We start from the raw sequence: 25,401 nt of genomic DNA, 5'->3' as shown, positions 1-25,401 counted from the left end.
CTGCGCGCACCACTCGTCACGGAATCTCCCCGATCCGTGTGACAGGGCCGGACCCGGGGTGGCAGCGTGACGTGTGCGGGTCGCCACAGGCAGTGGCGCGACCTGCGGCACCCCGTGCGAGGATGGGGCGTCCCGCGGTCCACAGGTGGGGGGAACGTCCTTGTCGGTGTTCGACGCAGGGGCTGCACAGGCGTATGCCGAGCGCATCGAGGCGAAGGGAACCGGAGCGGACGTGAGCGAGAATCAGAACCTGCTCGCGGAGCAGCGGCGCGCTCTGATCCTGGACGAGGTCCGGCGGCGCGGCGGCGTCCGCGTGAACGAACTGACCAGGAAACTCGGCGTGTCCGACATGACGGTCCGTCGCGACCTGGACGCGCTCGCCCGCCAGGGCGTGGTCGAGAAGGTGCACGGCGGCGCCGTCCCGGTGGTCGAGGCGAGTACGCACGAGCCGGGTTTCGAGGCCAAGTCGGGTCTGGAGCTGACGGCCAAGGAGGACATCGCGCGGGCCGCCGCGTCGCTGGTGTCACCGGGCACGGCGATCGCGCTGTCCGGCGGCACGACGACGTACGCGCTCGCCCATCAGCTGCTCGACGTGCCGGACCTGACGGTGGTGACCAACTCGGTGCGGGTGGCCGACGTCTTCCACTCGGCGCAGCGCACGTCGGGGCAGCGGCAGGGGGCGGCGACGGTCGTGCTGACGGGCGGCGTGCGCACCCCCTCGGACTCGCTGGTGGGTCCCGTCGCGGACCAGGCGATCGAGGCGCTCCACTTCGATGTGCTCTTCCTCGGAGTGCACGGCATATCGGTGGAGGCGGGGCTGTCCACACCGAATCTGGCGGAGGCCGAGACGAACCGGCGCCTCGTGCAGTCCGCGCGGCGTGTCGTCGTGGTCGCGGACCACACCAAGTGGGGCACGGTGGGCTTGAGTTCGTTCGCCGCGCTGGAACAGATCGACACCCTGGTGACGGACGACGGGCTGCCCGCCGAGGCGCGCACGGAGATCTCCGAGCACCTGCGGCGCCTGGTGGTGGCGGGCGAACCGGAGGCGGAGGACGAGGACGCGCCGGACGCCTGAGTCTCCGCCCCGGCGTGGACGCGCCCCGCACGGGCCCGCGTCCACGCCGGGGCCCGCGCCGCCCTGTGGACGGACCTCTCACGCGGGCCAGACCCCCGTGGCCAGCAGCGCGTCGATCGTGGCCTCGTAGGGTGCGATGTCCAGGCCCTGACCGGCCAGCCAGTCGTCGGAGTAGTACTTGTCCAGATAGCGGTCCCCCGGGTCGCACAGCAGGGTGACCACGCTCCCGGTCCGTCCCGCCGCCGCCATCTCCGCCACGATCCTCAGTGAGCTCCACAGGCCCGTGCCGGTCGAGCCGCCCGCCTTGCGCCCGATGGCCCGTTCCAGCGCCCGCACGGCCGCTACGCTCGCCGCGTCCGGCACCTTCATCATCCGGTCGACGGCGCCGGGCACGAAGCTCGGTTCCATCCGCGGCCGGCCGATGCCCTCGATCCGCGAACCGCAGTCGGTGGTGACCTCAGCGTCACCCGTGGTCCAGCCCTCGAAGAAACAGGAGTTCTCCGGGTCGGCCACACAGATACGGGTGTTGAACTGCATGTAGTGCACATAGCGGGCGATGGTCGCGGAGGTGCCGCCGGTCCCCGCGGTGGCCACGATCCACGCGGGCTCGGGGTACCGCTCCAACTCCAGCTGGCGGTAGATCGACTCGGCGATGTTGTTGTTGCCGCGCCAGTCGGTGGCCCGCTCCGCGTAAGTGAACTGGTCCATGAAATGACCGCCGGTCTGCGCCGCGAGGGCCGCCGACTCCGCGTACATGGTCCGGGGGTCGTCGACGAAGTGGCACCGGCCGCCGTGGAACTCGATCAGCCGGCACTTCTCCGGGCTCGTGGTGCGCGGCATGACGGCGATGAACGGCACCCCGATCAGCTTGGCGAAGTACGCCTCGGAGACGGCCGTCGAACCGCTCGACGCCTCGATGACGGGCCGGCCGTGCCGGATCCAGCCGTTGCACAGTCCGTACAGGAACAGCGAGCGGGCCAGCCGGTGCTTGAGACTGCCGGTGGGGTGGGTGGACTCGTCCTTGAGATACAGGTCGATGCCCCAGCGCTCCGGCAGCGGGAAGCGCAGGAGATGGGTGTCGGCCGATCTGTTCGCGTCGGCCTGGACCTTCCGCACGGCTTCTTTGAGCCAGTGCCGGTACTCCGCGTCGCTGTGGTCGACATCGAGCGTGGCCGTCGGCTCGTGGGGGCGGGCCTGCTGCGGGGTGGTCACGGCGGGGCTCCTTCGGGTGGGTACCGACGTCGGGTCGCGCGGTCGGACGCCTCGATCATAGGCACCTTCGCGCACGCCCCTCACCTGCATAAACACTCCTTTGAGGACCTCAAAGGGACTCCTGGTGCGGTCGGTCGCGGAGGGGTTGGGGGGCGCATTCGCGCGAGTGCGCCACAGGGCATGTGCCACGCCGCGATGCGCACTGGTGCTCGACGCCGTGCGCGGGCAGACTGCACGCACAGGACGCCGGTCCCGGCGGGACGCACAATGGAACGGGACCCGCGCCGTACGCATGACGGGGCCTGCCCCGTACGCACCGTGGGGCACGACCCGTGTGCACGACCGCAGGCACGACGAGACACGACGAGGCACGACCGAAGCGCACCAGGGGGTGGGGCACATGGCGGAGCCGGAGTTCACAGCCACAGGCGTGCGGATCGGGAAGCGGCTGCGTTCGCTCACCCGGGCCGGGCAGGTCCGGATCAGCGACGGCAGGCTGGAGTTGCTCACCAGCTACGGCAGTGAGATCGACAGCGCGCCGGTGCAGGCGGTCCGTGCGTCCAAGCCGTGGTTCGCCCAGGCGGACCGGGCGCTGGCGGACGTCAACGGCACCCGCTATCTGCTCACCCTCGGCGACCACGATCCGGCGCCGGGAGAGCCGGGGCCGCCGGCGGCCCACAGGTTCATCGAGGCCGTGCGCAACGCGGCGGGACGCGTGCGCTGAGCCCCGCGGCCGGGCGCCGTCCGTCCGGCCGCCGAGATCACCGCGAGTTGCGGGAGCGCGCCTCCTGAGCCACTCTGTTGTCACGTCACTCTGGGTTTACCGGCGATAACGCTGCGAACCAGCCCGCCGGCCACTGACAGCAGGCGGTCGGCGCGCGCAGGCAGCCCGCTGGATCCGCACTCGTCTTCTTCCGGACCTCAATTCGGGGAGTCGCAGCCGTGATCAGCCAGCCAAGCAAACATTGCACGGTCGAGCTCAACGCTCTGCCGTCGCGGATCGGCCAGGTCCGCAGAATCGTATCTGCGCAGTTGCGCTACTGGCGTCTGGATCCCTTGATAGACCGGGCCGCGCTCGGTGTCACCGAGCTGCTGACCAATGTCCATCTGCATGCCCGGCCCGACAAGCTGTGCACCGTCGAGATCGAGCTGCTGCTCGACCGGCTCACCGTGTCGGTGCACGACCGCGACCCACGCCTTCCCGAGGTACGGGACGCCACCTCCCTCGCGACCTGCGGGCGCGGCCTGTCGATGGTCGCCGCGGTGAGTGAGAGCTGGGGTGTGCGGCCGGACGGCGAGTCGGGGAAGGTCGTGTGGTTCACCCTCACGGCTCCCTCCCCGGCGGCGGCGGTGCCTGTACGTCCGCCGTACTCCGCTGTCGCGGCGGCGGGTGGAGTCGGGTTCGCGGGGGTGGAGGTCGAGCGGGCCGGGGGCGGGCTGGCGGCGGCTCCTGGGGGACACGCTCCCGCCCGGTCGGCCGTCGCAGGCTGACCGGGCGGTGACAGGTCGCTCCGCTGGGGGGTGGGGGGTGGGGTTTGGGTTTCACCCCCCGCCGCCCCTACCCGGTCCCGTCACGTGCTCAGGGGCTCCGCCCCCGAACCCCCGGTCCTCGAACGCCGGACGGGCTGAAGTCTTGCCGGACGGGCGGATACCTTCAGCCCGTCCGGCGTTTGACCCCCAGCGAGGGCCGCTCACACCGCGTCCCCCTTCCCCGTGCGTCCGAACTGCTCGTCCAGGACGGAGAGTCGGCGCCAGTACTCGTCCTCGTCGATCTCACCGGCGGCGAAGCGCCTGCCCAGCAGCGCGATCGGCGAGTCGCCGGACGGACGGGGCCGGTCGGGGCCGTGCCAGGGGCCGCGACGGCCGCGCCACACCGTGCGGCGCAGGGCGGTCACGCCGCCGGCCACGACGGCCGCCCAGAGCAACGGGAGGAACAGGATCCACGGGCCTGGCCTGGCCCGCCGTCCCAGTTCGCCAGGGTCTGCATCTGAGGTCATCTCCTCGGGAGTTCCACTGAGGGGCGTTGCGGTGCTGCTTCGAGGTTCGCGCCGAGAGGGGGTCCGGGTCGTCGTACGGCCGGCGGCAGTGCGCGTACCTCCGTGGGAGCAGGAGCACGGCTGATTCCGGTCCCTCTCGCCCAATGCTGTACCTACTAGTATGTACAGTGACTGTGTGAGCACTCCGGAGCGTCTGATCGAAGCCACCCGTGAACTCCTGTGGGAGCGCGGATATGTGGGCACGAGCCCGAAAGCGATCCTGCAGCGGGCCGGGGCCGGCCAGGGCAGCATGTACCACCACTTCACCGGCAAGCCCGAGTTGGCCCTGGCCGCCGTCCGGCGCACCGCACAGGAGATGCGCGCCACCGCCGAAGCGGTGCTCGGCGGGCCCGGTTCCCCGTGCGAACGGATCGAGTCGTATCTGCGGCGCGAGCGGGACGTCCTGCGCGGCTGTCCGGTCGGGCGGCTGACCATGGATCCGGAGGTCGTCGCGAGCGACGCACTGCGCGCGCCCGTGGACGAGACGCTGGACTGGTTGCGCGAGCGGCTGGCCGGAATCGTCGAGGAGGGCCAGGAGCTGGGCGAGTTCGGCTCGGCGCTGGACGGCGAGGAGATCGCCGCGACGATCGTGGCCACGGTCCAGGGAGGCTACGTGCTGGCCCGCGCGTCCGGGTCGGCCGCCGCCTTCGACACGGGGATCCGCGGGCTGCTGTCGCTCCTCACGCCCCGCGCTCCCGGCCACGACTCCCCCACCCGCCCGAGGACTTGATCAGCTGACCAGCCGGGAGGCATCGATGCACGCCATGCAGTACGAGATCACCCTGCCCGCGGACTACGACACGGGTGTCGTCCGGGACCGGGTGGCCCGCGCCGGGCATCTGCTCGACGACTGGGACGGGCTCGGGCTCAAGGCCTATCTGCTGCGGGAACGCGGAGTGGACGGCTCGCCGGTCAACCAGTACGCGCCGTTCTATCTGTGGGACACCCCCGAGGGCATGAACTCCTTCCTCTGGGGGCCCGGCTTCCAGGGGCTCGTGAACGACTTCGGGCGCCCCGTCGTGCAGCACTGGGCGGGCCTGGCGTACGAGGACGGGGGCGCCGCCGATGCCACGCCGACGGTGGCGGTACGCAGGCGGGTGAGCGTGCCCGAGGGGGTGCCGCTCGCCGAAGTGGCGCGCGAGGCCGCCCTGGAGACGGGGCGTCTGGCCGCACTGGACGGCGTCGTGGGCGCCGCCACCGCCATCGACCCGCGTCACTGGGAGGTCGTGCACTTCTCCCTCTGGGCCCACGACCTGCCCAAGACCGACGGAGAGACATACCGCGTGCTGCATCTGTCGGCCCCGGGACGTGATCGGCTACGACGGGGACGGCACTGGTGAGCGGGTCACGGGCGGGGCAGACCCGCACCCTGGAGGTGGCCAGGCCCACGGCGGCGGTCGGCGGGTGGCGGTCGGCAGTTGGTGGTCGTGGGCGGCGCGTCCGTACGGCTCCGGCCTGTGGCTCAGGTGTGTGTCAGGGCCGTGATCGGGTCGTCCAGTACCGGCTGCCACGCCAACTCGGCCGCACCCACCAGGCTGTTGTGGTCCAGCGTGCAGGCCAGGATGGGGACGCCACCGCTCCGCCCCCACAGGCTCCGGTCGGCCACGACGGCCCGCAGCCTCTCCGGGTCGGCGTCGAGGAGTGTGCGGTGCAGGCCGCCGAGGATGATGCGATCCGGGTTGAGAATGTTGACCAGGCCCGCGAGGCCCTGGCCCAGCCGGTCGATCAGCGTCTCGACGGCGGTGCGTACACCCGGGTCGGCGCGGTGGTCGCGGATCAGTTCGTTGGCCTGCTGGAGCAGTGAGACCTCGGGGCCGGGGTCGCGGCCGGCCGCCGTCAGGAACGCCAGGGGGTCCGCCTCGACGTCCAGGCAGCCCCGGCTGCCGCAGTGGCAGGCGCGGCCCTCCGGGCTGACCGTGAGGTGGCCGACTTCGAGCGCGAGGCCCGAACTGCCGGTGTGCAGACGCCCGTCGAGCACCAGCGCGCCGCCCACTCCGCGGTGTCCGGTCGCCACGCACAGCAGGTCGCGGGCACCGCGGCCCGCGCCGTGCCGGTGCTCGGCGAGCGCGGCGAGGTTGACGTCGTTGGCCGCGAACGCCGGGCCGGTGATCCCGGCCGCACGGACGCACTCCGCGAAGATCTCCCGCACGGGCGCCCCGGCCGGCCAGGCCAGGTGCAGCGGGTTGAGGGCGGTGCCCTCGGGTTCGGCGACGGCCGACGGGACGGCCACCCCGGCGCCGACACAGCGGCGGCCCGTTTCCCGCAGCAGTTCGGCGCCCGCCTCCACGACCGAGCGGAGCACCTTCGCCGGGTCGGCGTCCACGGTCTCGCAGCCCGGCGCGGTCGCCACGAGCCGGCCGCCGAGGCCGACCAGTGCGGCGCGGAAGCCGTCGGCGTGCACCTGGGCGGCCAGTGCCACGGGGCCGTCCTCGGCGAGTTCGAGACGGTGCGAGGGGCGGCCCTGCGAACCGGCCGCGGCGCCCGGGCGGGCGTCGACGCGGATCAGGCCGAGCGCCTCCAGCTCGGCGGCGACCGCGCCCGCCGTCGCACGGGTGACACCCAGCTCGGCGGTGAGCACGGCCCGGGTCGGCGCGCGTCCCGTGTGCACGAGTTCCAGCGCGGGTCCGAGCGCACCCCGCCCTCGGTCCAGCCGTGTCCTGGTGTTTCCTTCTCCCGCCGCTCCGGGGGCCGCATCGCCGCTCATGAGGCCGAGTCTCCCATGATCCGGTGGCCCGGTGACCGGTCAGTAGCCGCTCACGCGCTCCGGAGGCCGCTCACCCGCAGGGTGATGTTCAACCGGCCGGTGAGTCCCAACTCGGGCGGCGCCGTACCCGCGTGGACGCGCGGCACCCCGTGGTGGGCGAGCCGGGCCGGCCCGCCGAACACGAACAGGTCGCCGCTGCGCAGTTCCACGTCCGTGTAGGGGCGGCCTCTCGACTCCGTGGTGCCGAACCGGAAGACACAGGTGTCACCGAGGCTCAGTGACACCACGGGGGCGTCGGACTTCTCGTCGCTGTCGCGGTGCATCCCCATACGGGCGTCGGTGTCGTAGAAATTGATCAGCGCGATGTCGTAGTCGTACGGGGGTGGCGGGCCGCCGGCCACCTCCATATTGGCGTGCTCCCCGAGGGCGTCCCGCACCGCCCGGCGCCCCAGCTCCCCCAGCCAGGCGGGGAACTTCTTCACCGGCGCCCCGTCTCCGTCAACGACCGTTGACGCGTACCCGTACGGATACCAGTGCCATCCCAGGCAGACCTGCCGGGAGGTCATGGTGCCGCCGCCCGGGGTACGGACCGTGCGCAGTCCGGCGGGCGGCCTGGCCCAGTCGCGGCAGGCCTCCAGGAGTTCCTTCTGGCGCCCGGCCGGCAGCCAGTCCGGCACGTGCACGGCGCCCGGCGCGATCTCCGTCCGGCTCCTGGGAAACAGTTCGGCGTCCATGGCTCCCATCCTCGCTCAGGGTCCGCGCGGGGTCCGCGCACTCTCCCCTCGTACCCTCGGGTGGCCGCCGGGCGTCCCTGAGCTGCGCCTCAGATAGCCTGGACCCGATGACCGACCGTATGACGACCCCCTCGGCCGAGCTGATGCTGGCGCGCTTCCCCGAGGACTCCCGTGACCAGCTCCGCGCGTGGGACGCCTCCGACGAGTACCTGCTGAGGCATCTCGCGGACAGCGGCCAGGCGCTCGACGGCACGGTCGTCGTGGTCGGTGACCGCTGGGGTGCCCTCACCACCGCCCTGCGGGCGCACGCGCCGGCGCAGATCACCGACTCGTTCCTCACCCGCGAGGCGACCCGCGCCAATCTGGCCCGCAACGGCGCCGACGACGCGTCCGTACGCCTTCTCACCACGCAGGACGCGGTGCCCGAGCGCGTCGACGTGCTGCTGGTGCGCGTCCCCAAGAGCCTCGCGCTGCTGGAGGACCAGCTGCTGCGGCTGGCGCCCTCGGTGCACGAGGGCACGGTCGTCGTCGGCACCGGCATGGTCAAGGAGATCCACACCTCGACGCTCAAGCTGTTCGAGCGGATCCTCGGGCCGACCCGGACGTCGCTGGCCGAGAAGAAGGCCCGGCTGATCTTCTGCACACCGAACCCCGGGATCGTGCCCTCGGCGAACCCCTGGCCGCTCCGCTACACGCTGCCCGACGGCATCGGCCCGGTCTCCGGCCGTACGGTCGTCAACGAGGCGGGCGTCTTCTGCGCCGAGCGTCTGGACATCGGCACCAGGTTCTTCCTGCAGCATCTGTCGTACGGGGGCGGGGCCGGGCGTGTCGTGGACCTGGGCTGCGGGAACGGCGTCGTCGGCACCGCGGTGGCACTGGCGCGGCCGGAGGCCGAGGTGCTGTTCGTGGACGAGTCGTACCAGGCGGTGGCCTCCGCGGAGGCGACGTACCGGGTGAACACCGAGGACACGGCCGAGCACGGCAAGGCGGAGTTCCGCGTCGACGACGGCCTCAACGGCGTCCCGGAGGACAGTGTCGACCTCGTCCTGACCAATCCGCCCTTCCACTCGCACCAGGCGACCACCGACGCCACGGCGTGGCGGATGTTCGTCGGGGCACGCCGCGCGCTGCGGCCGGGTGGGGAGCTGTGGGTGGTCGGCAATCGCCATCTGGGCTATCACGTGAAGCTGCGGCGTCTCTTCGGCAACAGTGAACTGGTCGCGAGTGACGCGAAGTTCGTGGTGCTGAAGGCCGTCAAGCAGGGCCCGCGGTAGGACCGGTCCCGCCGCGCAGGGCGCGCGGTGATCCGCCGAGTTCGCGTCGGCAGGCCTTGTTGAAGGCCTGGAGGTCGGGGATGCCGACCGACGCGGCGACCGCCGGGATGGACAGGGTCGAGGCCCGCAGCAGGTGCCGCGCGCGGTCGAGCCTGCGGCGGCGGATGTACGCGACCACGGTGGTGCCGGTCGTGGCGCGGAAGAGCCGGGTCAGGTGGTTGTGCGAGACGCCCGCGGCGCGGGCCACCGCGGGCACGGTGAGCGGGGCGGCGAGGTGGCCCTCGACGTACGCCATCGCGGCGGTGACGGCCGGATGCGGGCCGGGCCGTTCGGCGGCCGGAGCCAGCTGGGCGACGCGCCACAGAGCGGTCCAGATCTCGGCCCTGGTGCGCTCGGGTTCACTCGGCGCGGAGACCACCGCCTGGAGCAACAGCCCGGTCAGCACAGGCAGTTCGGCTCCGGTGTCCTGCAGCACGGGCACGGTCCGCGGCGTCCCGGCGGCGGGTATGCGCAGGTGCGCGTACAGGTGTTCCGAGCGGCCCCGGTAGCGGTAGCGGACCGTCGCGCCCGGCGGGACGAGGCCGACCCGGCCGGGCCGGATGACGTGCGGTGCGCCGTCGACGGTCAGCTCGGCCTCGTACTGGTACAGGTGCAGCTGCCACAGCTCGGGCAGCCGGAAGACGTCCGTGCGGCTCGCGACCCCGTGCACGCCGACGCCCGCGTTGACCACGACGGGCGGCTCACCGAGGTGGAGGCTCGTCTCCCGCATGGTGAAAAACTACCAGCGGTGGTCCTGGAGCACCGGGTCACCGGCGTCTCCATCCGGCGGTAGGGGGCTGTCGCGCCTTGACCCTGCCGTCGCCCGGCGCGACCCGCGCCTCCGCACGGACGCACGGACGCCCCCGGGGAAGTCCGTCAGGCACGGGCCTCGTCGCCGGGTCGGCCGGGTCGTCCGTGGGCGCGTGCCTGGCCGTGGAAGCGGTAGCGGCGCTCGGGACGCCCCGCCGCGCCGTAGCGCAGGGTCACCTCGGCGCTGCCGCGGGAGTGGAAGTGCTCCAGATAACGGCGGGCGCTGACGCGGGAGATACCGGCCAAGGTCGCGCACTCGGCGGCGGACAGGGTGTCCTGGGCGGTGCGCAGAGTGCGTTCGACCAGCGCGGCCGTCTCCACGCTCAGCCCCTTGGGCAGGGTGGCCGGCCCCGAGGCGGGCACCGCCGCCCCGGTCAGCACCCGGTCGACGTCGGCCTGCCCCTCCACGACGGTGGCGAGCCCCCGGCCGCGCCGGACCGCGTACCGTTCGAGCCTGGCCCGCAGGTCCGCGAACTCGAACGGCTTGAGCAGGTAGTCGACCACCCCGTGCCGGACGGCACCGCGGACGGTGTCGGTCTCCCGTGCCGCGCTGATGACCATGACGTCGCAGTCGTGTCCCGCGGTACGCAGCCGGGGAATCACGTCGAGCCCGAAGACGTCCGGCAGGTACAGGTCGAGCAGGACGAGGTCGGGGTGCAACTCGTCGACCGCGCGGGCGGCCTGTTCGCCGGTGCTGGCCACCCCCACGACCCGGAACTGCTCGACGCGGTCGACGAAGGCGCGGTGGACCCGGGCCACCATGAAGTCGTCGTCGACCACGAGTACGTCGATCGAGTCGGACCCGTCGGCGCGTCCGGCCGTCGCGGTCGTGTCTGCCCCGCCGGGCGCCCCGTTCATCGTGTCGCTCCTTCCGCCACCGCGTCGGTGAGGTGGCTGACGGTCATGCGTGCGGTGAACATCGCCCCGTCGGGGGTGTTGGTCACCGAGATCTCCCCGCCATGACGCTCGCACACCAGCCGGGTGAGCGCCAGGCCGATCCCGCGCTCGCCCTCCTGGGCCGCCTTGGTGGTGAAGCCGTGCGAGAACACCTCCCGGGCGAGCTCGGGAGCGACGCCGGGGCCCGAGTCGCGGACCACGATCTCCACGCTGGAGGCATCCTGCCGCAGTTCGACCTCGACCCACGCCTCGTGGCCCACGGGGGCTTCACGCCCGAGGGGCCCCTCGCGGCTGCCGAGCGCCTCACGGCCCGGCACCTCACGTCCGTGCGGGTCATGACCGTGCGGGTCATCGCCCTGCATCTCACGGCCGTGCGGGTCACAGCCCGTCGCCGCCGCCGCGGCGTCCACGGCGTTGTCGACCAGGTTGCCGACCACCGTCGCCACGTCGGCGGCGTCCTCCGGGGTGAGCCGGTCGAGTGCGGTCGCGTCCGAGATGCGCAGGCTGACCTTGCGTTCGGCGGCCAGGGAGGATTTCGCCAGCAGCAGGGCGGCGACCGCGGTGTCGCGGACGCGGCGGCTGAGGGTGACGTCCAGCGACTGGCGGCGTCGGCTCAACGCCCGGATGTAGCGCACGACTTCGTCCTGCTCACCGATCTGGATCAGCCCCGAGATGGTGTGCAGCTGGTTGGCGAACTCATGGGCCTGCGCGCGCAGCAGCTCCGAGGAGCTGCGGAAGGATCCGATCTCCCGTTCCAGCTCGGCCAGTTCGGTGCGGTCCCGCAGCGTGGTGACCGACCCTAGCGGGCGGCCGTCCTTGGCGACGGTCATCCGGTTCATGACCAGCACCCGGCCGTGCAGGACGACGACCTCGTCGCGTTCGCCGCCCTCGCCCTTCCGGTCCCCCGCCAGGACGTCCCGCAGCCGTCCCTCGATGCCGAGGTCGGCGAGGCTGCGGCCCACGCAGTCCGCGGGCAGGTCGAGCAGGCGGCGCCCCATGTCGTTGGCCAGGGTGAGCCGGTGCTGCGGGTCCAGGGCGATCACGCCCTCGGCGATCCCGTACAGCATCGCCTCCCGGTGTTCGGCCAGACCGGCGATCTCGCGTGGTTCCAGGCCGAGGGTCTGCCGTTTTACGTGCCGGGCGAGCAGCCAGGAGCCGATCAGGCCGAGTCCGCTGGCGATGCCCAGATAGGCGAGGAGGTAGGAGGACGCCCCGCTCAGCCGCTGCCACACCGTGGGGTCCGCCTCGCCGATCATCACCGTACCCAGCGGCTCTCCGAGGTTCTCCTGCGTCGCGCCGAGCACCGGTACCTGGGCCACGAGTTCGCGGCTGCCGCGCAGTGTCAGCGAGCCGGACCAGCCGCGGCCGTCGGCGACGCCCGCGCCGAGGGAGAGCCGGCCGCCGATCGCGGTGGGGTCGGTGGAGCTGACGATCCGGCCGTCGGCGTCGGCGACCGTCACCGAGGTGACCCCGGACTGGGTCTGCGTGGAGTTCACCAGCGGGGCGAGGGCCTGCTGCGGCGCCGGGCGCAGCAGCAGGCTGCGGGTCAGCGGGGTGGCGGCCAGTTGCTCGGCGAGGGCCATGACCCGGCGGCCCTCGACGCGGTTGAAGGTCGTCGCCGACTGTCTGAGGGAGACCGCGGCGACGGCCACCAGCACCACCACGACGATGGCGAGCTGCAGCACCAGCATCTCTCCCGCGAGGGTCTGGCGACGGAAGGCGGCGACCACGACGGACTCAATCTCTCGTGCTGACACGGCCGGGCTGACACGGCGGTGAACGGCTCGGCTGCCGGGTCGCACCATCATGGCCCCCGCCCGCGGCCAGGAAAAGGGAGGGAGCGGAGCTGACACAAAGACCACAACCTCCGTTGATTCCGCAAGAGAGACAGCCTCCCGGCGGGCGGGCAGTATGTGGCCCACGTCACCACACCCTCCCCCCATCCAGGGCGTCCCCGTATCCCCCGGCTCCAGTACGGGGACGCCCCTCCCCCCGCATCTCATGTACAGGTGGTGGAACGCGTGCGCCTGAGCCCTCCCCTCGCCCTGTTCGGGGCCGCCGTGCTCGTGCTCGTGGGACCTCCGCTGCTCACGGCCGGCAGTGGCGCCGAGACCGGCACCCAGATCCCGGGCCTGCGCTTCATGGTCCCGAACACGCCCGGCGGCGGCTACGACATCACGGCCCGTACGGCGGCGAAGAACGCCGAGGACGCCGAACTCACCCACAACATCGAGGTGTTCAATCTGCCGGGCGCCGGCGGCACCGTCGGGCTGAGCCGGCTGGTGAGCGAGCACGGCAACGGCAAGCTCGCCATGTCGATGGGGTTGGGCGTGGTGGGCGCGGTGCGTTCCAACGACGCGCCCAAGACCCTCGCCGACACCACCCCGATCGCCCGGCTCACCGAGGAGCAGGACGTCGTCGTGGTCTCCAAGGACTCCCCGTACAAGTCGGTCGACCAGCTCGTGGCGGCCTGGAAGGACAAGCCCGGCAAGCTGCCGGTGGGCGGCGGTTCGTCGCCCGGCGGGCCCGACCATCTCGCGCCGATGCTGATGGCGAAGGCCGCGGGCATCGCCCCGAAGGACGTCAACTACATCCCCTTCGACGGCGGTGGCGAACTGCTCGCGTCGATCCTCGGGAACAAGGTCGCCTTCGGGGTGTCCGGCGTCGGCGAGTACCTCGACCAGATCAAGGCGGGCGAGCTGCGGGTGCTCGCGGTCACCGGACCCGAGCGGGTCGACGAGCTGGACGCGCCCACCCTGAAGGAGTCCGGCTACGACGTGGACTTCACCAACTGGCGCGGCATCGTGGCCCCACCGGGTCTGTCCGACGCCGAACGCGACAAGCTCGTACGCCTCGTGCGGGAGCTGCACGACTCCCCCGAGTGGCAGAAGTCCCTGAAGACGAACGGGTGGGACGACGCCTTCCTGACCGGAGCGAAGTTCGGCGACTTCCTGGACGCCCAGGACAAACGCGTGGTGTCGGTGCTGAAGGAGCTGGGACTGTGACGACTCAGACCACCGGCGTCCCCGGGACGCCGCCCACTCCCGACGCCTCTCCGAAGCCCGCGGGCGCGCGCCGCACCTGGCTGCGGGAGCACTCCGAACTCGGCGTCTGCGTCCTGCTGCTGGCACTCGGCGTGCTCGTCCTGACCGACGCGCTGACCATGGACGTCGACATCACCCAGCGCGGGCCCGTCGGACCGAAGACCGTCCCGATCGTGGTCGGCGTCGGACTGCTCGTGATCGCCGCGCTGCTCGCCGTCGACGTCCTGCGCGGCGGGCACGGCGAGGCGGAGGGCGGCGAGGACGTCGACCTGTCCGAACCGGCCGACTGGCGTACGGTGCTGCTGCTCGCCGGGGTGTTCCTCGGCTCGGCCGTCCTGATCGAACCGCTCGGCTTCCCCGTCGCGGGCGCTCTCCTCTTCTGGGGCGCCGCCTTCGCGCTGGGCAGCCGCCGGCTCGACAAGGACCCTCTCGTCGCGGCTGTCCTCTCCCTGTTCACGTACGCCGTCTTCAACAATCTGCTCGGGGTACCGCTGCCGGGTGGTCCGCTGATGGGAGTGCTCTGACATGGACGCCCTCAACTCCCTGATGGACGGTTTCGGTACGGCCCTCACGCCGGTCAACCTGCTGTGGGCGGCCCTCGGTGTGCTGCTGGGCACCGCGATCGGCGTGCTGCCCGGCATCGGGCCCGCGATGGCCGTCGCCCTGCTGCTGCCGGTGACGTACGGACTCGAACCGGTCGGCGCGTTCATCATGTTCGCGGGGATCTACTACGGGGCGATGTTCGGCGGTTCGACGACCTCGATCCTGCTGAACACGCCCGGTGAGAGCGCCGCCGTGGTCGCGGCCATGGAGGGCAACCCGATGGCCAAGGCGGGGCGGGGCGCGCAGGCGCTCGCCGCCGCCGCCATCGGCCACTTCGCGGGCGGTCTGATCGGTACCGTCCTGCTGGTCGCGCTCGCCCCGACGGTCGCCGACCTGGCGGTGGACATCGGCGCGCCGGACTACTTCGCCATCATGGTGCTGGCGTTCATCGCCGTGACGTCGGTGCTGGGCTCGTCCCGGATCAGGGGACTGGCGTCCCTCCTCATCGGCCTGACCCTCGGCCTCGTCGGCCTGGACCAGATGACCGGGCAGCAGCGGCTGACCTTCGGCTCGCTGCAACTCGCCGACGGCATCGACGTGGTGATCGTGGCGGTCGGCCTGTTCGCGATCGGCGAGGCCCTGTGGGTGGCGGCGCATCTGCGGCGCAGCACCGGCAAGCCGATTCCGGTGGGCCGGCCCTGGCTGGGACGCGACGACGTACGGCGGACCTGGCGGTCATGGCTGCGCGGTCCGCTGATCGGTTTCCCCTTCGGCGCGATCCCGGCGGGCGGCGCGGAGATCCCCACGTTCCTGTCGTACGCCACGGAGAAGCGGCTGTCGAAGCACCCGGACGACTGGGGCAAGGGCGCGATCGAGGGGGTGGCGGGGCCGGAGTCCGCGGCGTCGGCGTCCGCGGCGGGCACGCTGGTGTCCATGCTGACGCTCGGCCTGCCGACGACGGCGGTCGCGGCCGTCATGCTGGCGGCGTTCCAGCAGTACGGCATCCAGCCGGGTCCGCTCCTCTTCGAGCGCGAGCCCGATCTGGTGTGGGGGCTGATCGCCTCCCTCTTCGTCGGCATGGTGCTGCTGCTCGCCCTCAACCTTCCGCTGGCCCCGGTCTGGGCGAAGCTGCTGCGCATCCCGCGCCCGTATCTGTACGCGGGCATCCTGTTCTTCGCGGCGGTCGGCGCGTACGCGGTCGGCGGCGAGGTCATCGACCTGGTGATCCTGCTGATCATCGGCCTGATCGGCTTCGGCATGCGGCGGTACGGTCTGCCGGTGCTGCCGGCCGTCATCGGCGTCATCCTCGGCCCGAACGCCGAACAACAGCTGAGGCGCGCCCTGCAGATCAGCGACGGCAGCGTGTCCGGTCTGGTCAACACGCCCTTCTCGGTGACCGTGTACGCGGTGACGGCTCTGATCCTGCTCTGGCCTCTGCTGCGCAAGCTCGTGACCCGCGCCCGCACGAAGCCTCAACCGGCCGCGAAGTAGTTGCCACTTCTATCACTATTGTCGCTTTTAGTATGTTTCACGCCTTCTGTCGCGGTGACCCGGACAGCACACCGGATTCAGAAGGAGGGTGCTGAAGCATGATCACCCAGGAACAGATCCCGGCAGTACTGGAACATCCCGTGTACGACGCCGAGGGCAGCAAGATCGGGGACGCGAACCACGTCTTCTTCGACGACGCGACCGGCCGACCGGAATGGGTCAGCATCAAGACCGGCTTCTTCGGCACCAACGAGTCGTTCGTGCCGATCCGGGAGGCGGTCATCGTCGAGGAGCACCTTGAGGTGCCCTACGCGAAGGGCATGGTCAAGGACGCGCCCAACGTGGACGTCGACAGCGGCGGCCACCTGTCCGAGTCGGAGGAGGTCCGGCTGTACGAGTACTACGGCATCGCCTGGGACGACGCCTGGCAGCAGGCGAACCAGCCGGGCGGAGAGGGCTGGGCCCACTCCGGCACCGCCGGTACGGCCGGGGCCGCCGGCGCCATGGGCACGGACACGGGTATGGGTACGGGCACGGGCATGACCACGCCCGAGGACGAGGCGATGACCCGGTCCGAGGAGCACATGCACGTCGGCGCCGAACGGTACGAGACGGGGCGGGCCCGACTGCGCAAGTACGTGGTGACGGAGGAGGTCCAGCAGACGGTGCCCCTGCGGCACGAGGAGGTACGCGTCGTGCGCGAGCCGATCACGGACGCGAACGTCGGCGACGCCCTGTCGGGCGCGGAGATCTCCGAGGCCGAGCACGAGGTCACGCTGCACGCCGAACGCCCGGTCGTGGAGACCGAGACGGTTCCGGTCGAGCGGGTGCGGCTGAGCACCGAGGAGGTCACCGAGGAGGAGACCGTCACGGGTCAGGTCCGCAAGGAGCGGATCGCCGCCGACGTCGAGGACGACGAGGAGGGCCGCCCGCGCCGTTAGGGCGCGGCGCCGCGCCGAGTGCCCTCACCCTCACGGCAGCTGTCCGGCCGTGGGTCGGCGGTTCCGGTCCAGGCGGCGGGTTCGGGCCCTGCACGGGTCCGGCCCGCCGCTGCGCCGGTGGCGGGCCCCGCGCCGGGAGACCTGTCGTCGCTGGCAGAGTGGGTGTCCACCGCCCGCGAACGCACAGGGAAGTTGAAGTCATGACCGACAAGCTCACCGTCAGTGTCCTGGGTACCGGAATCATGGGCGCCGCGATGGCCCGTAACCTCGCGCGTGCCGGACACACCGTCCGGGCCTGGAACCGCAGCCGGGACAAGGCCGAACCGCTCGCCGCCGACGGCGCGCACGTCGCCGGGACGCCCGCCGAGGCCGTGGAGGGCGCCGACGTCGTGCTGACCATGCTGTACGACGGACCCTCCGCGCTGGACGTGATGCGTCAGGCCTCGCCCGTCCTGCGCTCGGGCACCGCATGGGTGCAGTCCACGACCGCGGGCATCGACGGGGTGGCCGAGTTGGCCGGGTTCGCCCGGGAGACGGGCCTCGTCTTCTACGACGCGCCCGTGCTCGGCACCCGGCAGCCCGCCGAGGCCGGGCAGTTGCTCGTCCTGGCCGCCGGTCCGAGCGAGGGCCGGGACACCGTGACGCCGGTCTTCGACGCGGTCGGCGCCCGCACCGTGTGGACCGGCGAGGACGGGGCGGCGGGCAGCGCCACCCGTCTCAAGCTCGTCGCCAACAGTTGGGTCATCGCCGCCACCAGCGCTACCGGCGAGACCCTCGCCCTGGCCAAGGCGCTGGGCGTGGATCCGCAGAGCTTCTTCGACGCCATCGCCGGCGGCCCGCTCGACATGGGATATCTGCACGCCAAGAGCGCCCTCATCCTGGAGGACCGGTTGTCGCCCGCCGCCTTCGCCGTGTCGACCGCGGCCAAGGACGCCCGTCTCATCGTGGAGGCCGGCGAGCAGCACGGGGTCCGTCTGGACGTCGCGGCGGCGAGCGCCGAACGCTTCGCCCGGGCCGCCGCGCAGGGGCACGCCGACGAGGACATGGCCGCCGCCTACTTCGCGAGCTTCGACGAGGGCTCCGAGGACGGCTCCGACGAGAACTCCGCGGGGCCGACCGCCCGTTAGGGCACCGCTTGCGGCGGCCGACAGCCGCTCACAGGCGGTCCGCCTCAGCCCGGCACCGGAGGGGCGGGCGGCGGTCGGTCCCGTGGCCCGCCTGCCAACATCCGCGCCAGCACCGCGCGTTGCAGCGGCAGTACCTCACCGTGCAGGGCGCGACCCTTCTCCGTGAGGGACACACGCACGCCCCGCCGGTCCTCGGGACACATGCAGCGCTTCACGAGACCGTCCTTCTCCAGACGGCCGATCAGGCGGGACAGTGCGCTCTGGCTCAGATGGACCCGTTCGGCGATCTCCTGGACGCGGTAGGCGGTCCCGCCGCCGACGGGGGCGTCCGCGGCCAGCACGTCGAGGACCTCGAAGTCGCTGGCGCCGAGGCCGTGTGGATGCAGCGCGCGGTCGAGTTCGCACGACGTGCGCGCGTGCACGGCGAGGATGTCGCGCCACCGCTCCACGAGCCCCTGCTCGGCCTGCTCCCCAGCCGCCATGGCCGCACTGTAGCAACGGCGAACTTCCTTGCCCCGCCGGGCGCCCGGCTGTGACACTCCCCGTATGGAACACATCAGGGGGCGACGGACCCAGTCCGAGCGGGACGCGATCACGGTGGAGATCGGCTACGCCCTGGCCAGCGCCGCGTTCGCGGCGGCCGTGCTGTTCGGGGTCCTGGCCGGTCCCGCGCTCCTCTTCGACCTGCCGACGACGCTCGAAAAGGTCCTCCGCGTCACCGGGACGGCGCTCGCCGCGGCCCTTTTCCTCCTACGGGTGATCTCGGTGCTGGTCCGTTTCCGGGCGGGGGGTCAGCCCAGCCAGCCCGGCCGTACCAGGCCCGACTCGTAGGCCAGCACGACCAGTTGGGCGCGGTCGCGAGCGCCCAGCTTGACCATGGTGCGGCTGACGTGGGTCTTGGCCGTCAAGGGGCTCACCACGAGGCGCCGCGCGATCTCGTCGTTCGACAAGCCGATGCCGACCAGCGCCATCACCTCTCGTTCCCGCTCGGTGAGTCCGGCGAGCGCGTCGCCCTCGGCCGGCTCCTTCGAGCGGGCCGCGAACTCGGCGATGAGCCGCCGTGTCACCCCCGGCGAGAGGAGCGCGTCACCCTCGACGACCGCCCTGACGGCCCGTAGGAGCTCCTCCGGTTCGGTGTCCTTGACCAGGAAGCCGGACGCCCCGGAACGGATCGCCTCGAAGACGTACTCGTCGAGTTCGAAGGTTGTGAGCATGACGACCTTGACGTCCGCCAGGTCCGCGGAGTCGGTGATGTGACGCGTCGCGGCGAGGCCGTCGAGCACCGGCATACGGATGTCCATCAGGACGACGTCGGGCCGCAGTTGGCGTACTCCCCGCAGGGCCTCGGCCCCGTCCGCGGCCTCACCGGCCACCTCGATGTCCGGCTGAGCGTCCAGGAGCGCCCTGAATCCCGCGCGGACCAACGACTGGTCGTCGGCGAGCAGTACGCGGATCACCGGTCCTCCTCGGGGATGCGGGACTTCTTCAAGGGCAGCACGGCGAACACGCGGAACCCGCCGCCCTCCCGGGGTCCGGCCTCGATGGTGCCACCCAGGGCCGCCGCGCGCTCCCGCATTCCGGCCAGTCCGTTGCCGCTGCCGCCCGCTTCCACGCCGGTCGCCGGGCCGTCGTCGTCGATACGGAGCCGCAGGGCGCCGCCCGCCCGGTCGACCCGCACGCGCGCGTGCCGCGACCCGGAATGCCGTACGACGTTGGTCAACGCCTCCTGGACGATGCGGAAGGCCGCGAGATCGGCGCCCGGCGAGAGCTTCCCGTGCCCGTCCCGGTTCTCGACGGCGACGGTCAGACCGGCGCCCGCCGCCTGTTCCACCAGTTCGGGTAGCCGGTCGAGGCCGGGCGCCGGAGCACGAGGCGCGTCCCCGGGCGTGCGGAGCGTGTCGAGCACCTGGCGCACCTCCCCCAGCGCCTCCTTGCTGGCGGCCTTGATGGTGGTGAGCGCGGTACGTGCCTGCTGCGGGTCGGAGTCGAGCAGCGCGAGGCCGACCCCGGCCTGGACGTTGATGACCGAGATGCTGTGCGCCAGGACGTCGTGCAGCTCACGGGCGATGCGCAGCCGTTCCTCGTCGGCGCGCCTGCTGACCGCGTGGCGGCGTTCCGCCCGGTCGCGGTCCCACTGCTCGCGGCGGACCCGGGCCAGTTCGCAGAGCGCGAGGATCGCCACGATCCAGGCCGCGACGACGAGCTCCTCACCCCAGGAGGAGGCCGGGTCGCCCTTCGGCGGCAGCCATCGGTAGAGCCAGTGCCCCACCAGGAGACGCACCGTCCACAGCGTGCCGAGGACGGCCCAGGCCAGCCGTCGGTGCCCGGCGAGGACCGCGCTGAAGCAGGCGAGCGCGACCGTGAGGAAGACCGGTCCGTACGGATATCCCGCGCTGAAGTAGACAAGGGCCGAGGCCGCGGTGCCGCACAGCACCGCCGCCGGGTACCGCCGCCGCCACAGAAGCAGGACGGACCCGGTGAGGAGCAGGGCCCGCGCGAGGGCGTCGAGTTGCTCGCGCGCGGGCTGCGCCTCGGCGGCGAACGAGCTGCCAGCCATGACGAACACGGTGAGGAGCAGCGTCGAACGCCACGGCCACCGGGGGTTGCCGCCGCCCTCTTCCTCCTCCCCGCGGTGGTTCCACCACGGGGGCCCGTGCCACCGGCTCCCCGGCGGACCGCCCCTGGCCCAGGGAGGTCCGCCGCACCGGCGTGTGCGCCGCTCTTCCATGCCCGCCACGCTAGACGTCAGGGCCCACCGGGGGCGTCCGCCGAGCGTGGCGATCACCCGTACTCCCCACGGAGTACGCACGCGGCCCGCCACCGCCGACAGCCGGCAGCCGGTGACCGCGGTTCGCGGAGAGCCGTCAGCCGTGAGCCGTGAGCCGTGAAGCGTGAGCCGTCAGCTGTGAGCCGTCAGCGGTCGATCCTGCTCAGGGCGCGCTCCGCCACCGGGTGCGAGCGGACCATGTCGCCCAGCGAGGTGGCGCCCCGGGTGATCCCCGCGAACGCCTTCCACGCGGGCCGGAACCCGGTGAGCGCGGCATGGAACACTCCGGGCCTGCGCTCGAAGATCGTGAGCATGCGCCTGCCGACGCTCATCTCCACACCGAGGCCCGCCTTGATCGCGAAGGCGTAGTTCAGCGCCTGCCGTCGCGTGTCCACGGCGTCGTGGGCCTCGGCGATCCGCACCGCCCACTCCCCAGCGAGCCGCCCGGAGCGCAGCGCGAAGGAGATGCCCTCGCGGGTCCACGGCTCCAGCAGCCCGGCCGCGTCCCCGCACACCAGCACCCGGCCCCGCGACAGCGGCGAGTCGTCGGCGCGGCAGCGGGTCAGGTGCCCGGACGAGATGCTGGGCTCGAAGCCCGCCAGGCCGAGCCGGGCGATGAAGTCCTCCAGATACCGCTTGGTCGCGGCGCCTTCGCCGCGCGCCGAGATCACCCCGACGGTGAGCGTGTCGCCCTTGGGGAACACCCAGCCGTAACTGCCCGGCAGCGGGCCCCAGTCGATGAGGACCCGGCCCTTCCAGTCCTCCGCGACGGTCTCCGGCACCGGGATCTCCGCCTCCAGGCCGAGGTCGACCTGGTCGAGCTTGACCCCGACATGGGCTCCTATGCGGCTGGCGCTGCCGTCCGCGCCGACCACCGCCCGCGCCAGCAGCGTCTCGCCGTCCTGGAGGACGACGGCGACCGAGCGGCGGTCGGGGACCGCCGAGCCGTGCTGTTCCACCCGCGTGACCGTGGCCCCCGTCCGCAGTTCGGCGCCCGCCTTCTGCGCGTGCTCGACCAGCTGCTGATCGAACTCCGGCCTGTTGATGAGCCCGAAGAGCATCTGCTTGGAGCGGCGCGTCCGGGCGAACCTGCCCTCGAGCGAGAACGTCACCGCGTGGACCCGGTCCCGGAACGGCAGCTCGAAACCGGGCGGCAGCGCGTCCCGGGTGGGTCCGATGATGCCGCCGCCGCATGTCTTGTAGCGGGGCAACTCCGCTTTCTCCAGCAACAGGACGCGGCGCCCCGCGACCGCCGCCGCATAGGCGGCCGAGGCGCCCGCCGGTCCCGCCCCGACCACGACGACGTCCCACACCTGCTGCCCGTCGTCCTGTCCGTCGTCCGAAGAGTTCTCGCTGCTCACGATGGTCTGCTGCTCCGATCCCGCCGCCTGCCGCACCTGCTCCACGCATCCTACGGCGGCGTCCGGCGAAGACCGCTGTGGGAGGATCGGCAGCGTATGCAGCGCGCACACCCGTTCGCGCGCACTCGCAGCCGTACCCACCCGTACAACGTCGCACCCACACGGAGCGTGCCCATGTCGTCGAATCCGGTCGCCGAGACCGTCGTCTCCCTGATGCCCAGGGCGAAGACGGAGCTGACCGAGCTGGTGGCCTTCAAATCGGTGGCGGACTTCGACCAGTTCCCGCGCAGCGAGAGCGAGGGCGCCGCGAACTGGGTGGCCGACGCGCTGCGCGCCGAGGGTTTCCAGGACGTCGCCCTGCTCGACACCCCTGACGGCACACAGTCGGTGTACGGCTTCCTGCCGGGCCCCGAGGGCTCCAAGACCGTTCTGCTGTACGCGCACTACGACGTGCAGCCGCCCCTCGACGAGGCCGGCTGGCGGACGCCGCCCTTCGAGCTGACCGAGCGGGACGGCCGCTGGTACGGGCGCGGGGCCGCCGACTGCAAGGGCGGCCTGATCATGCACCTGCTGGCGCTGCGCGCGCTCAAGGCGAACGGCGGCGTCCCGGTCGGCGTCAAGGTCATCGCCGAGGGCTCGGAGGAGCAGGGCACGGGTGGTCTTGAGCGGTACGCGGAGGAACACCCCGAGCTGCTGACGGCCGACGCGATCGTCATCGGCGACTCCGGGAACTTCCGGGTCGGGGTGCCGACGGTCACCACCGCGCTGCGCGGTATGACGCTCGTCCGCGTCCAGGTCGACACCCTCGAAGGCAATCTGCACTCCGGCCAGTTCGGCGGCGCGGCGCCCGACGCGCTGAGCGCGCTGATCCGCGCACTCGACTCGCTGCGCGCCGAGGACGGCTCGACGACGGTCGACGGGCTCGCGGGCACGTCGTCGTGGGAGGGCCTGCAGTACGACGAGGCGCAGTTCCGCAAGGACGCCAAGGTGCTCGACGGGGTGGAACTGATCGGCTCCGGGACGGTCGCCGACCGCATCTGGGCGCGGCCCGCCGTGACCGTACTCGGCATCGACGCCCCGCCGGTCGTCGGCGCCACCCCGTCCGTGCAGGCCGGCGCCCGCGCGCTGGTCAGCCTGCGCGTGCCGGCGGGCGTGGACGCCGCCGAGGCCACCAAGCTGCTCCAGGCCCATCTGGAGGCGCACACGCCGTGGGGAGCGCGGGTGAGCACCGAGCAGATCGGGCAGGGGCAGCCGTTCCGCGCCGACACCACGAGCCCCGCGTACGCGGCGATGGCCGAGGCGATGGGTGTCGCCTACGACGGGGCGGAGATGCAGTACGCGGGGCAGGGCGGTTCCATCCCGCTGTGCAACACGCTCGCGTCGCTGTACCCGCGGGCGGAGATCCTGCTCATCGGGCTCAGCGAGCCGGAGGCGCAGATCCACGCCGTGAACGAGAGCGTGTCGCCCGACGAGCTGGAGCGGCTCGCCGTCGCGGAGGCGCTGTTCCTCCGGAACTACGCGGCGTCGTGAACAGGGGTACGCCTGCGGGATCGGGCGTGCCCCCGGGTTTCTGGGGGCTGCGCTCCCAGGCCCCCGTCGGTCTGAACGGCCTCGTCCTCGAACGCCGGACGGGCTGAACAGCGAAAGCGAACGCCGGACGGGCTGAACAGCAAAGGGAATTCCGGGAGGGCTACCCCTGCGGTACGCCTGCCTCCAGGTACAGCGCCGTGCCCCGTTCCCTCGCCCGCAGGGCCCACCGCAGGCGCTCGTAGCGGATGGGCGGCAGGAGTGTGGCGGCCTCCTTTTCGGTGACGAAGCGCCAGTCGCGCAGTTCGGGGCCCGGCAGAACCAGTTGCCGGGCCTCGCCGCCGCCCAGCCTGCCGCCGTCGTAGAGGAGACGCAGGCCGCCGTAGCCGGGCGGCACCGGGGGTTCCCAGTCGACGACCAGCAGGCGGGGGACGTCGGTGAGCCGTATGCCGGTCTCCTCGGCGACCTCGCGGATGCCCGCGCGCGCGGGTGCCTCGCCGGATTCGACGACGCCGCCGGGGAACTCCCAGCCGGCCTTGTACGTCGGGTCGACGAGCAGTACCCGGTCCAGCTCGTCGAAGAGGAGCACCCCCGCCGCGACGGTCTCCGAGGTGGGTTCGGGGGTCTGCACGATGTCGCAGACCGGCGCGGATCCGCTGGTCACGGCTTCGGCGACGCGCACAGCGGTTTCGTACGGGGTGAGGGTGCCGTTGTCGACGGGGTGGGCGTCCGCGGTGAGCCAGCCGGCCAGGGCGGCGCGGTAGGGCTCGATCTGGTCGTACGACCACTGGCGCACGCGGATCTCCCCGTCGGGGAGGTCGGGCGGGACCTCCCGGCCGGCTATTCGTTCGCGCAGGATCGTTTCCGCCGGGGCGAGAACCACATGGCGAACCGCGATCCTGCGGGACGCGAGTCCGCCGAAGATCTCGTCGCGGTACTCCTGGCGCAGCAGTGTCATGGGGACGACGAGCACGCCCCCCAGTTCGGAGAGCATCGCGGCGGCCGTGTCGACCACGAGCCGCCGCCAGATCGGCAGATCCTGGAAGTCGCCGACCTCGGCGAGGCGCTTGGCGGGCAGCAGTTGTGCCAGCCCGGTGCCGATCAGCTCGGGGTCGAAGAGTGTGCTGTTCGGGATCAGGTCGATCAGCTCCCGTGCGGTGGTGGTCTTCCCCGCACCGAACGCACCATTGATCCAGACGACAATCACTAGCACTCCAGGGTGGGATGGCCGCTTACCAGCGGCAGAGCCGGATTCGCCGGTTCGTCTGGGAGAGGCAGGGGAAATGAGGGTGTCCACAGCCCGGCTCCCACCACCTCCTTCTCCCATATGCCCTGAAGATACGCCCCGATCCGCTCCTCCATCGAGACCGTCACCTCGCTGTACGTACCCCCCGCACCGGGCAGCTCATGCCGACCGGTGACCGCCCGGACGGTGGCGATGGTGGCCTTGCCGGTCCTGCGGTCGGTGCGGTGGCGCTGTATCCGGCCCCCGACCACGCGACCTCGCCGGACGGCGCGTGGTTCGCGGTGCTCAGCGACGCCCCGGACATGTGTCGGCTCATTGATTTTTGCGAACCGGAAATCCATGACATGCGGAGTTACCGTCAAGTATGCGATCCGGAAGCCGCCGCGGTGGAATTACCGGCAGGTAAAAAAGCTTCGCCAGTGCGGAGATTCCGGGCGTTTCACCATGCGGTTATTGACGATAAAAGGTGACAAAGCGGTCCGCTTTGGGCGTCGCAAATGGGCACGAAACGCCTTAGTTGCTTAATTCAACCAGATGGTTGACAGTCCCCAGTTCATCTTGAGAAGGTGAAGT

At 72.0% G+C, this 25,401-nt stretch carries 25 protein-coding genes and 1 pseudogene; 14 read left to right on the top strand and 12 right to left on the bottom strand.

Annotation, left to right across the window (positions count from 1 at the left end):
- The first annotated feature begins 232 nt into the window (after nt 1-232).
- Nucleotides 233-1,075, top strand: coding sequence for a DeoR/GlpR family DNA-binding transcription regulator (locus tag K3769_RS01710; protein ID WP_267024609.1), 843 nt, complete (start codon nt 233-235; stop codon nt 1,073-1,075).
- 78 nt (nt 1,076-1,153) lie between these two features.
- Here the strand turns inward: K3769_RS01710 and cds1 are convergent, their stop codons facing one another.
- A complete protein-coding gene (gene cds1 / locus K3769_RS01705) occupies nt 1,154-2,287 on the bottom strand; it encodes an L-cysteine desulfhydrase Cds1 (protein WP_308216248.1) in 1,134 nt (377 codons plus the stop codon).
- 400 nt (nt 2,288-2,687) lie between these two features.
- Between cds1 and K3769_RS01700 the strand changes: the two genes are divergently transcribed.
- Together K3769_RS01700 and K3769_RS01695 are read left to right on the top strand one after the other, a co-directional pair.
- A complete protein-coding gene (locus K3769_RS01700) occupies nt 2,688-3,011 on the top strand; it encodes a hypothetical protein (protein WP_267024608.1) in 324 nt (107 codons plus the stop codon).
- Between the two features lie 218 nt (nt 3,012-3,229).
- The gene (locus K3769_RS01695; protein ID WP_267024607.1) at nt 3,230-3,778 is read left to right on the top strand and encodes an ATP-binding protein; all 549 of its coding nucleotides are present in this window, start codon (nt 3,230-3,232) and stop codon (nt 3,776-3,778) included.
- 200 nt (nt 3,779-3,978) lie between these two features.
- On the opposite strand, the pseudogene K3769_RS01690 reads toward K3769_RS01695, so the two are convergent.
- Nucleotides 3,979-4,274 (bottom strand): annotated as a pseudogene (locus K3769_RS01690) (SHOCT domain-containing protein).
- Nucleotides 4,275-4,444: 170 nt separating this feature from the next.
- Here K3769_RS01690 and K3769_RS01685 point away from each other — a divergent pair.
- Together K3769_RS01685 and K3769_RS01680 are read left to right on the top strand one after the other, a co-directional pair.
- Nucleotides 4,445-5,053, top strand: a complete 609-nt coding sequence (locus K3769_RS01685; protein WP_267024606.1) for a TetR/AcrR family transcriptional regulator — start codon at nt 4,445-4,447, stop codon at nt 5,051-5,053.
- A 25-nt stretch (nt 5,054-5,078) separates the two neighbouring features.
- Nucleotides 5,079-5,663, top strand: coding sequence for a DUF4865 family protein (locus K3769_RS01680; protein ID WP_267024605.1), 585 nt, complete (start codon nt 5,079-5,081; stop codon nt 5,661-5,663).
- A 122-nt stretch (nt 5,664-5,785) separates the two neighbouring features.
- On the opposite strand, the gene K3769_RS01675 is transcribed toward K3769_RS01680, so the two are convergent.
- Both K3769_RS01675 and K3769_RS01670 read right to left on the bottom strand, forming a co-directional pair.
- Nucleotides 5,786-7,027, bottom strand: a complete 1,242-nt coding sequence (locus tag K3769_RS01675) for an ROK family protein (protein ID WP_267024604.1) — start codon at nt 7,025-7,027, stop codon at nt 5,786-5,788.
- Between the two features lie 50 nt (nt 7,028-7,077).
- Nucleotides 7,078-7,761 carry an alpha-ketoglutarate-dependent dioxygenase AlkB gene (locus K3769_RS01670; protein ID WP_267024603.1) on the bottom strand — a complete coding sequence of 228 codons (684 nt, stop codon included), beginning with the start codon at nt 7,759-7,761 and terminating at the stop codon, nt 7,078-7,080.
- A gap of 107 nt (nt 7,762-7,868) precedes the next feature.
- Here K3769_RS01670 and K3769_RS01665 point away from each other — a divergent pair, with 107 nt between their 5' ends.
- Nucleotides 7,869-9,035, top strand: a complete 1,167-nt coding sequence (locus K3769_RS01665) for a methyltransferase (protein ID WP_372514844.1) — start codon at nt 7,869-7,871, stop codon at nt 9,033-9,035.
- Here K3769_RS01665 and K3769_RS01660 read toward each other — a convergent pair.
- The 3 genes from K3769_RS01660 to K3769_RS01650 form a co-directional block, all read right to left on the bottom strand.
- A complete protein-coding gene (locus K3769_RS01660; protein ID WP_267024602.1) occupies nt 9,016-9,804 on the bottom strand; it encodes an AraC family transcriptional regulator in 789 nt (262 codons plus the stop codon). The genes K3769_RS01665 and K3769_RS01660 overlap by 20 nt on opposite strands.
- 146 nt (nt 9,805-9,950) lie before the next feature.
- The gene (locus K3769_RS01655) at nt 9,951-10,742 is read right to left on the bottom strand and encodes a response regulator (protein WP_267024601.1); all 792 of its coding nucleotides are present in this window, start codon (nt 10,740-10,742) and stop codon (nt 9,951-9,953) included.
- Nucleotides 10,739-12,511, bottom strand: a complete 1,773-nt coding sequence (locus K3769_RS01650; RefSeq protein WP_267024811.1) for a sensor histidine kinase — start codon at nt 12,509-12,511, stop codon at nt 10,739-10,741. The genes K3769_RS01655 and K3769_RS01650 overlap by 4 nt, the downstream gene beginning before the upstream one ends.
- Before the next feature lie 291 nt (nt 12,512-12,802).
- Between K3769_RS01650 and K3769_RS01645 the strand changes: the two genes are divergently transcribed.
- From K3769_RS01645 to K3769_RS01625, 5 genes are all read left to right on the top strand, one after another.
- The gene (locus K3769_RS01645; RefSeq protein ID WP_267024810.1) at nt 12,803-13,786 is read left to right on the top strand and encodes a Bug family tripartite tricarboxylate transporter substrate binding protein; all 984 of its coding nucleotides are present in this window, start codon (nt 12,803-12,805) and stop codon (nt 13,784-13,786) included.
- Nucleotides 13,783-14,349 carry a tripartite tricarboxylate transporter TctB family protein gene (locus K3769_RS01640; RefSeq protein WP_372514843.1) on the top strand — a complete coding sequence of 189 codons (567 nt, stop codon included), beginning with the start codon at nt 13,783-13,785 and terminating at the stop codon, nt 14,347-14,349. The genes K3769_RS01645 and K3769_RS01640 overlap by 4 nt, the downstream gene beginning before the upstream one ends.
- A 1-nt stretch (nt 14,350) precedes the next feature.
- Complete coding sequence (locus tag K3769_RS01635) at nt 14,351-15,859, top strand: tripartite tricarboxylate transporter permease (RefSeq protein ID WP_267024600.1); 1,509 nt, start codon at nt 14,351-14,353, stop codon at nt 15,857-15,859.
- Between the two features lie 98 nt (nt 15,860-15,957).
- Nucleotides 15,958-16,800 (top strand): PRC and DUF2382 domain-containing protein, encoded by an 843-nt coding sequence (locus K3769_RS01630; protein ID WP_267024599.1) that lies wholly within the window; start codon nt 15,958-15,960, stop codon nt 16,798-16,800.
- A gap of 200 nt (nt 16,801-17,000) precedes the next feature.
- Complete coding sequence (locus K3769_RS01625) at nt 17,001-17,927, top strand: NAD(P)-dependent oxidoreductase (protein ID WP_267024598.1); 927 nt, start codon at nt 17,001-17,003, stop codon at nt 17,925-17,927.
- 44 nt (nt 17,928-17,971) lie between these two features.
- Here the strand turns inward: K3769_RS01625 and K3769_RS01620 are convergent, their stop codons facing one another.
- Nucleotides 17,972-18,409 (bottom strand): MarR family winged helix-turn-helix transcriptional regulator, encoded by a 438-nt coding sequence (locus K3769_RS01620; RefSeq protein ID WP_267024597.1) that lies wholly within the window; start codon nt 18,407-18,409, stop codon nt 17,972-17,974.
- 64 nt (nt 18,410-18,473) lie between these two features.
- Here K3769_RS01620 and K3769_RS01615 point away from each other — a divergent pair, with 64 nt between their 5' ends.
- The gene (locus K3769_RS01615; protein WP_267024596.1) at nt 18,474-18,758 is read left to right on the top strand and encodes a DUF6332 family protein; all 285 of its coding nucleotides are present in this window, start codon (nt 18,474-18,476) and stop codon (nt 18,756-18,758) included.
- Here the strand turns inward: K3769_RS01615 and K3769_RS01610 are convergent.
- From K3769_RS01610 to K3769_RS01600, 3 genes are all read right to left on the bottom strand, one after another.
- Entirely contained in the window at nt 18,719-19,384 is a 666-nt protein-coding gene (locus K3769_RS01610) for a response regulator (RefSeq protein WP_267024595.1), read from the bottom strand. The two genes, K3769_RS01615 and K3769_RS01610, sit on opposite strands and share 40 nt — an antisense overlap.
- Nucleotides 19,381-20,664 carry a sensor histidine kinase gene (locus K3769_RS01605; protein WP_267024808.1) on the bottom strand — a complete coding sequence of 428 codons (1,284 nt, stop codon included), beginning with the start codon at nt 20,662-20,664 and terminating at the stop codon, nt 19,381-19,383. Before K3769_RS01605 ends, K3769_RS01610 begins: the two co-directional genes overlap by 4 nt.
- A gap of 176 nt (nt 20,665-20,840) precedes the next feature.
- Nucleotides 20,841-22,055: a geranylgeranyl reductase family protein gene (locus K3769_RS01600; protein WP_267024807.1), complete on the bottom strand. Its 1,215-nt coding sequence runs from the start codon at nt 22,053-22,055 to the stop codon at nt 20,841-20,843.
- A 174-nt stretch (nt 22,056-22,229) separates the two neighbouring features.
- On the opposite strand from K3769_RS01600, the gene K3769_RS01595 reads away from it, so the two are divergent.
- A complete protein-coding gene (locus K3769_RS01595; RefSeq protein ID WP_267024594.1) occupies nt 22,230-23,585 on the top strand; it encodes a dipeptidase in 1,356 nt (451 codons plus the stop codon).
- 160 nt (nt 23,586-23,745) lie between these two features.
- Here K3769_RS01595 and K3769_RS01590 read toward each other — a convergent pair whose 3' ends face one another.
- On the bottom strand, nt 23,746-24,789 hold the full coding sequence (locus K3769_RS01590) for an NUDIX hydrolase (protein ID WP_267024593.1): 1,044 nt from the start codon (nt 24,787-24,789) through the stop codon (nt 23,746-23,748).
- A 200-nt stretch (nt 24,790-24,989) separates the two neighbouring features.
- Between K3769_RS01590 and K3769_RS01585 the strand changes: the two genes are divergently transcribed.
- Complete coding sequence (locus tag K3769_RS01585) at nt 24,990-25,298, top strand: hypothetical protein (protein ID WP_267024592.1); 309 nt, start codon at nt 24,990-24,992, stop codon at nt 25,296-25,298.
- Nucleotides 25,299-25,401 lie beyond the last annotated feature (103 nt).

Source organism: Streptomyces ortus (assembly GCF_026341275.1).
GTDB classification, from domain to species: Bacteria; Actinomycetota; Actinomycetes; order Streptomycetales; family Streptomycetaceae; genus Streptomyces; species Streptomyces ortus.
Note: the sequence above shows the minus strand (reverse complement) of the source record. Positions and strands in the feature narration are given on the sequence as shown.

Coding starts and splice junctions, on each gene's coding strand:
- K3769_RS01655 (WP_267024601.1), bottom strand. CDS start 10,742: ATGAACGGGGCGCCCGGCGGGGCAGACACGACCGCGACGGCCGGACGC.
- K3769_RS01620 (WP_267024597.1), bottom strand. CDS start 18,409: ATGGCGGCTGGGGAGCAGGCCGAGCAGGGGCTCGTGGAGCGGTGGCGC.
- K3769_RS01630 (WP_267024599.1), top strand. CDS start 15,958: ATGATCACCCAGGAACAGATCCCGGCAGTACTGGAACATCCCGTGTAC.
- K3769_RS01585 (WP_267024592.1), top strand. CDS start 24,990: ATGCCGACCGGTGACCGCCCGGACGGTGGCGATGGTGGCCTTGCCGGT.
- K3769_RS01675 (WP_267024604.1), bottom strand. CDS start 7,027: ATGAGCGGCGATGCGGCCCCCGGAGCGGCGGGAGAAGGAAACACCAGG.
- K3769_RS01670 (WP_267024603.1), bottom strand. CDS start 7,761: ATGGACGCCGAACTGTTTCCCAGGAGCCGGACGGAGATCGCGCCGGGC.
- K3769_RS01660 (WP_267024602.1), bottom strand. CDS start 9,804: ATGCGGGAGACGAGCCTCCACCTCGGTGAGCCGCCCGTCGTGGTCAAC.
- K3769_RS01635 (WP_267024600.1), top strand. CDS start 14,351: ATGGACGCCCTCAACTCCCTGATGGACGGTTTCGGTACGGCCCTCACG.
- K3769_RS01700 (WP_267024608.1), top strand. CDS start 2,688: ATGGCGGAGCCGGAGTTCACAGCCACAGGCGTGCGGATCGGGAAGCGG.
- K3769_RS01685 (WP_267024606.1), top strand. CDS start 4,445: ATGTACAGTGACTGTGTGAGCACTCCGGAGCGTCTGATCGAAGCCACC.
- K3769_RS01595 (WP_267024594.1), top strand. CDS start 22,230: ATGTCGTCGAATCCGGTCGCCGAGACCGTCGTCTCCCTGATGCCCAGG.
- K3769_RS01680 (WP_267024605.1), top strand. CDS start 5,079: ATGCACGCCATGCAGTACGAGATCACCCTGCCCGCGGACTACGACACG.
- K3769_RS01665 (WP_372514844.1), top strand. CDS start 7,869: ATGACCGACCGTATGACGACCCCCTCGGCCGAGCTGATGCTGGCGCGC.
- K3769_RS01615 (WP_267024596.1), top strand. CDS start 18,474: ATGGAACACATCAGGGGGCGACGGACCCAGTCCGAGCGGGACGCGATC.
- K3769_RS01625 (WP_267024598.1), top strand. CDS start 17,001: ATGACCGACAAGCTCACCGTCAGTGTCCTGGGTACCGGAATCATGGGC.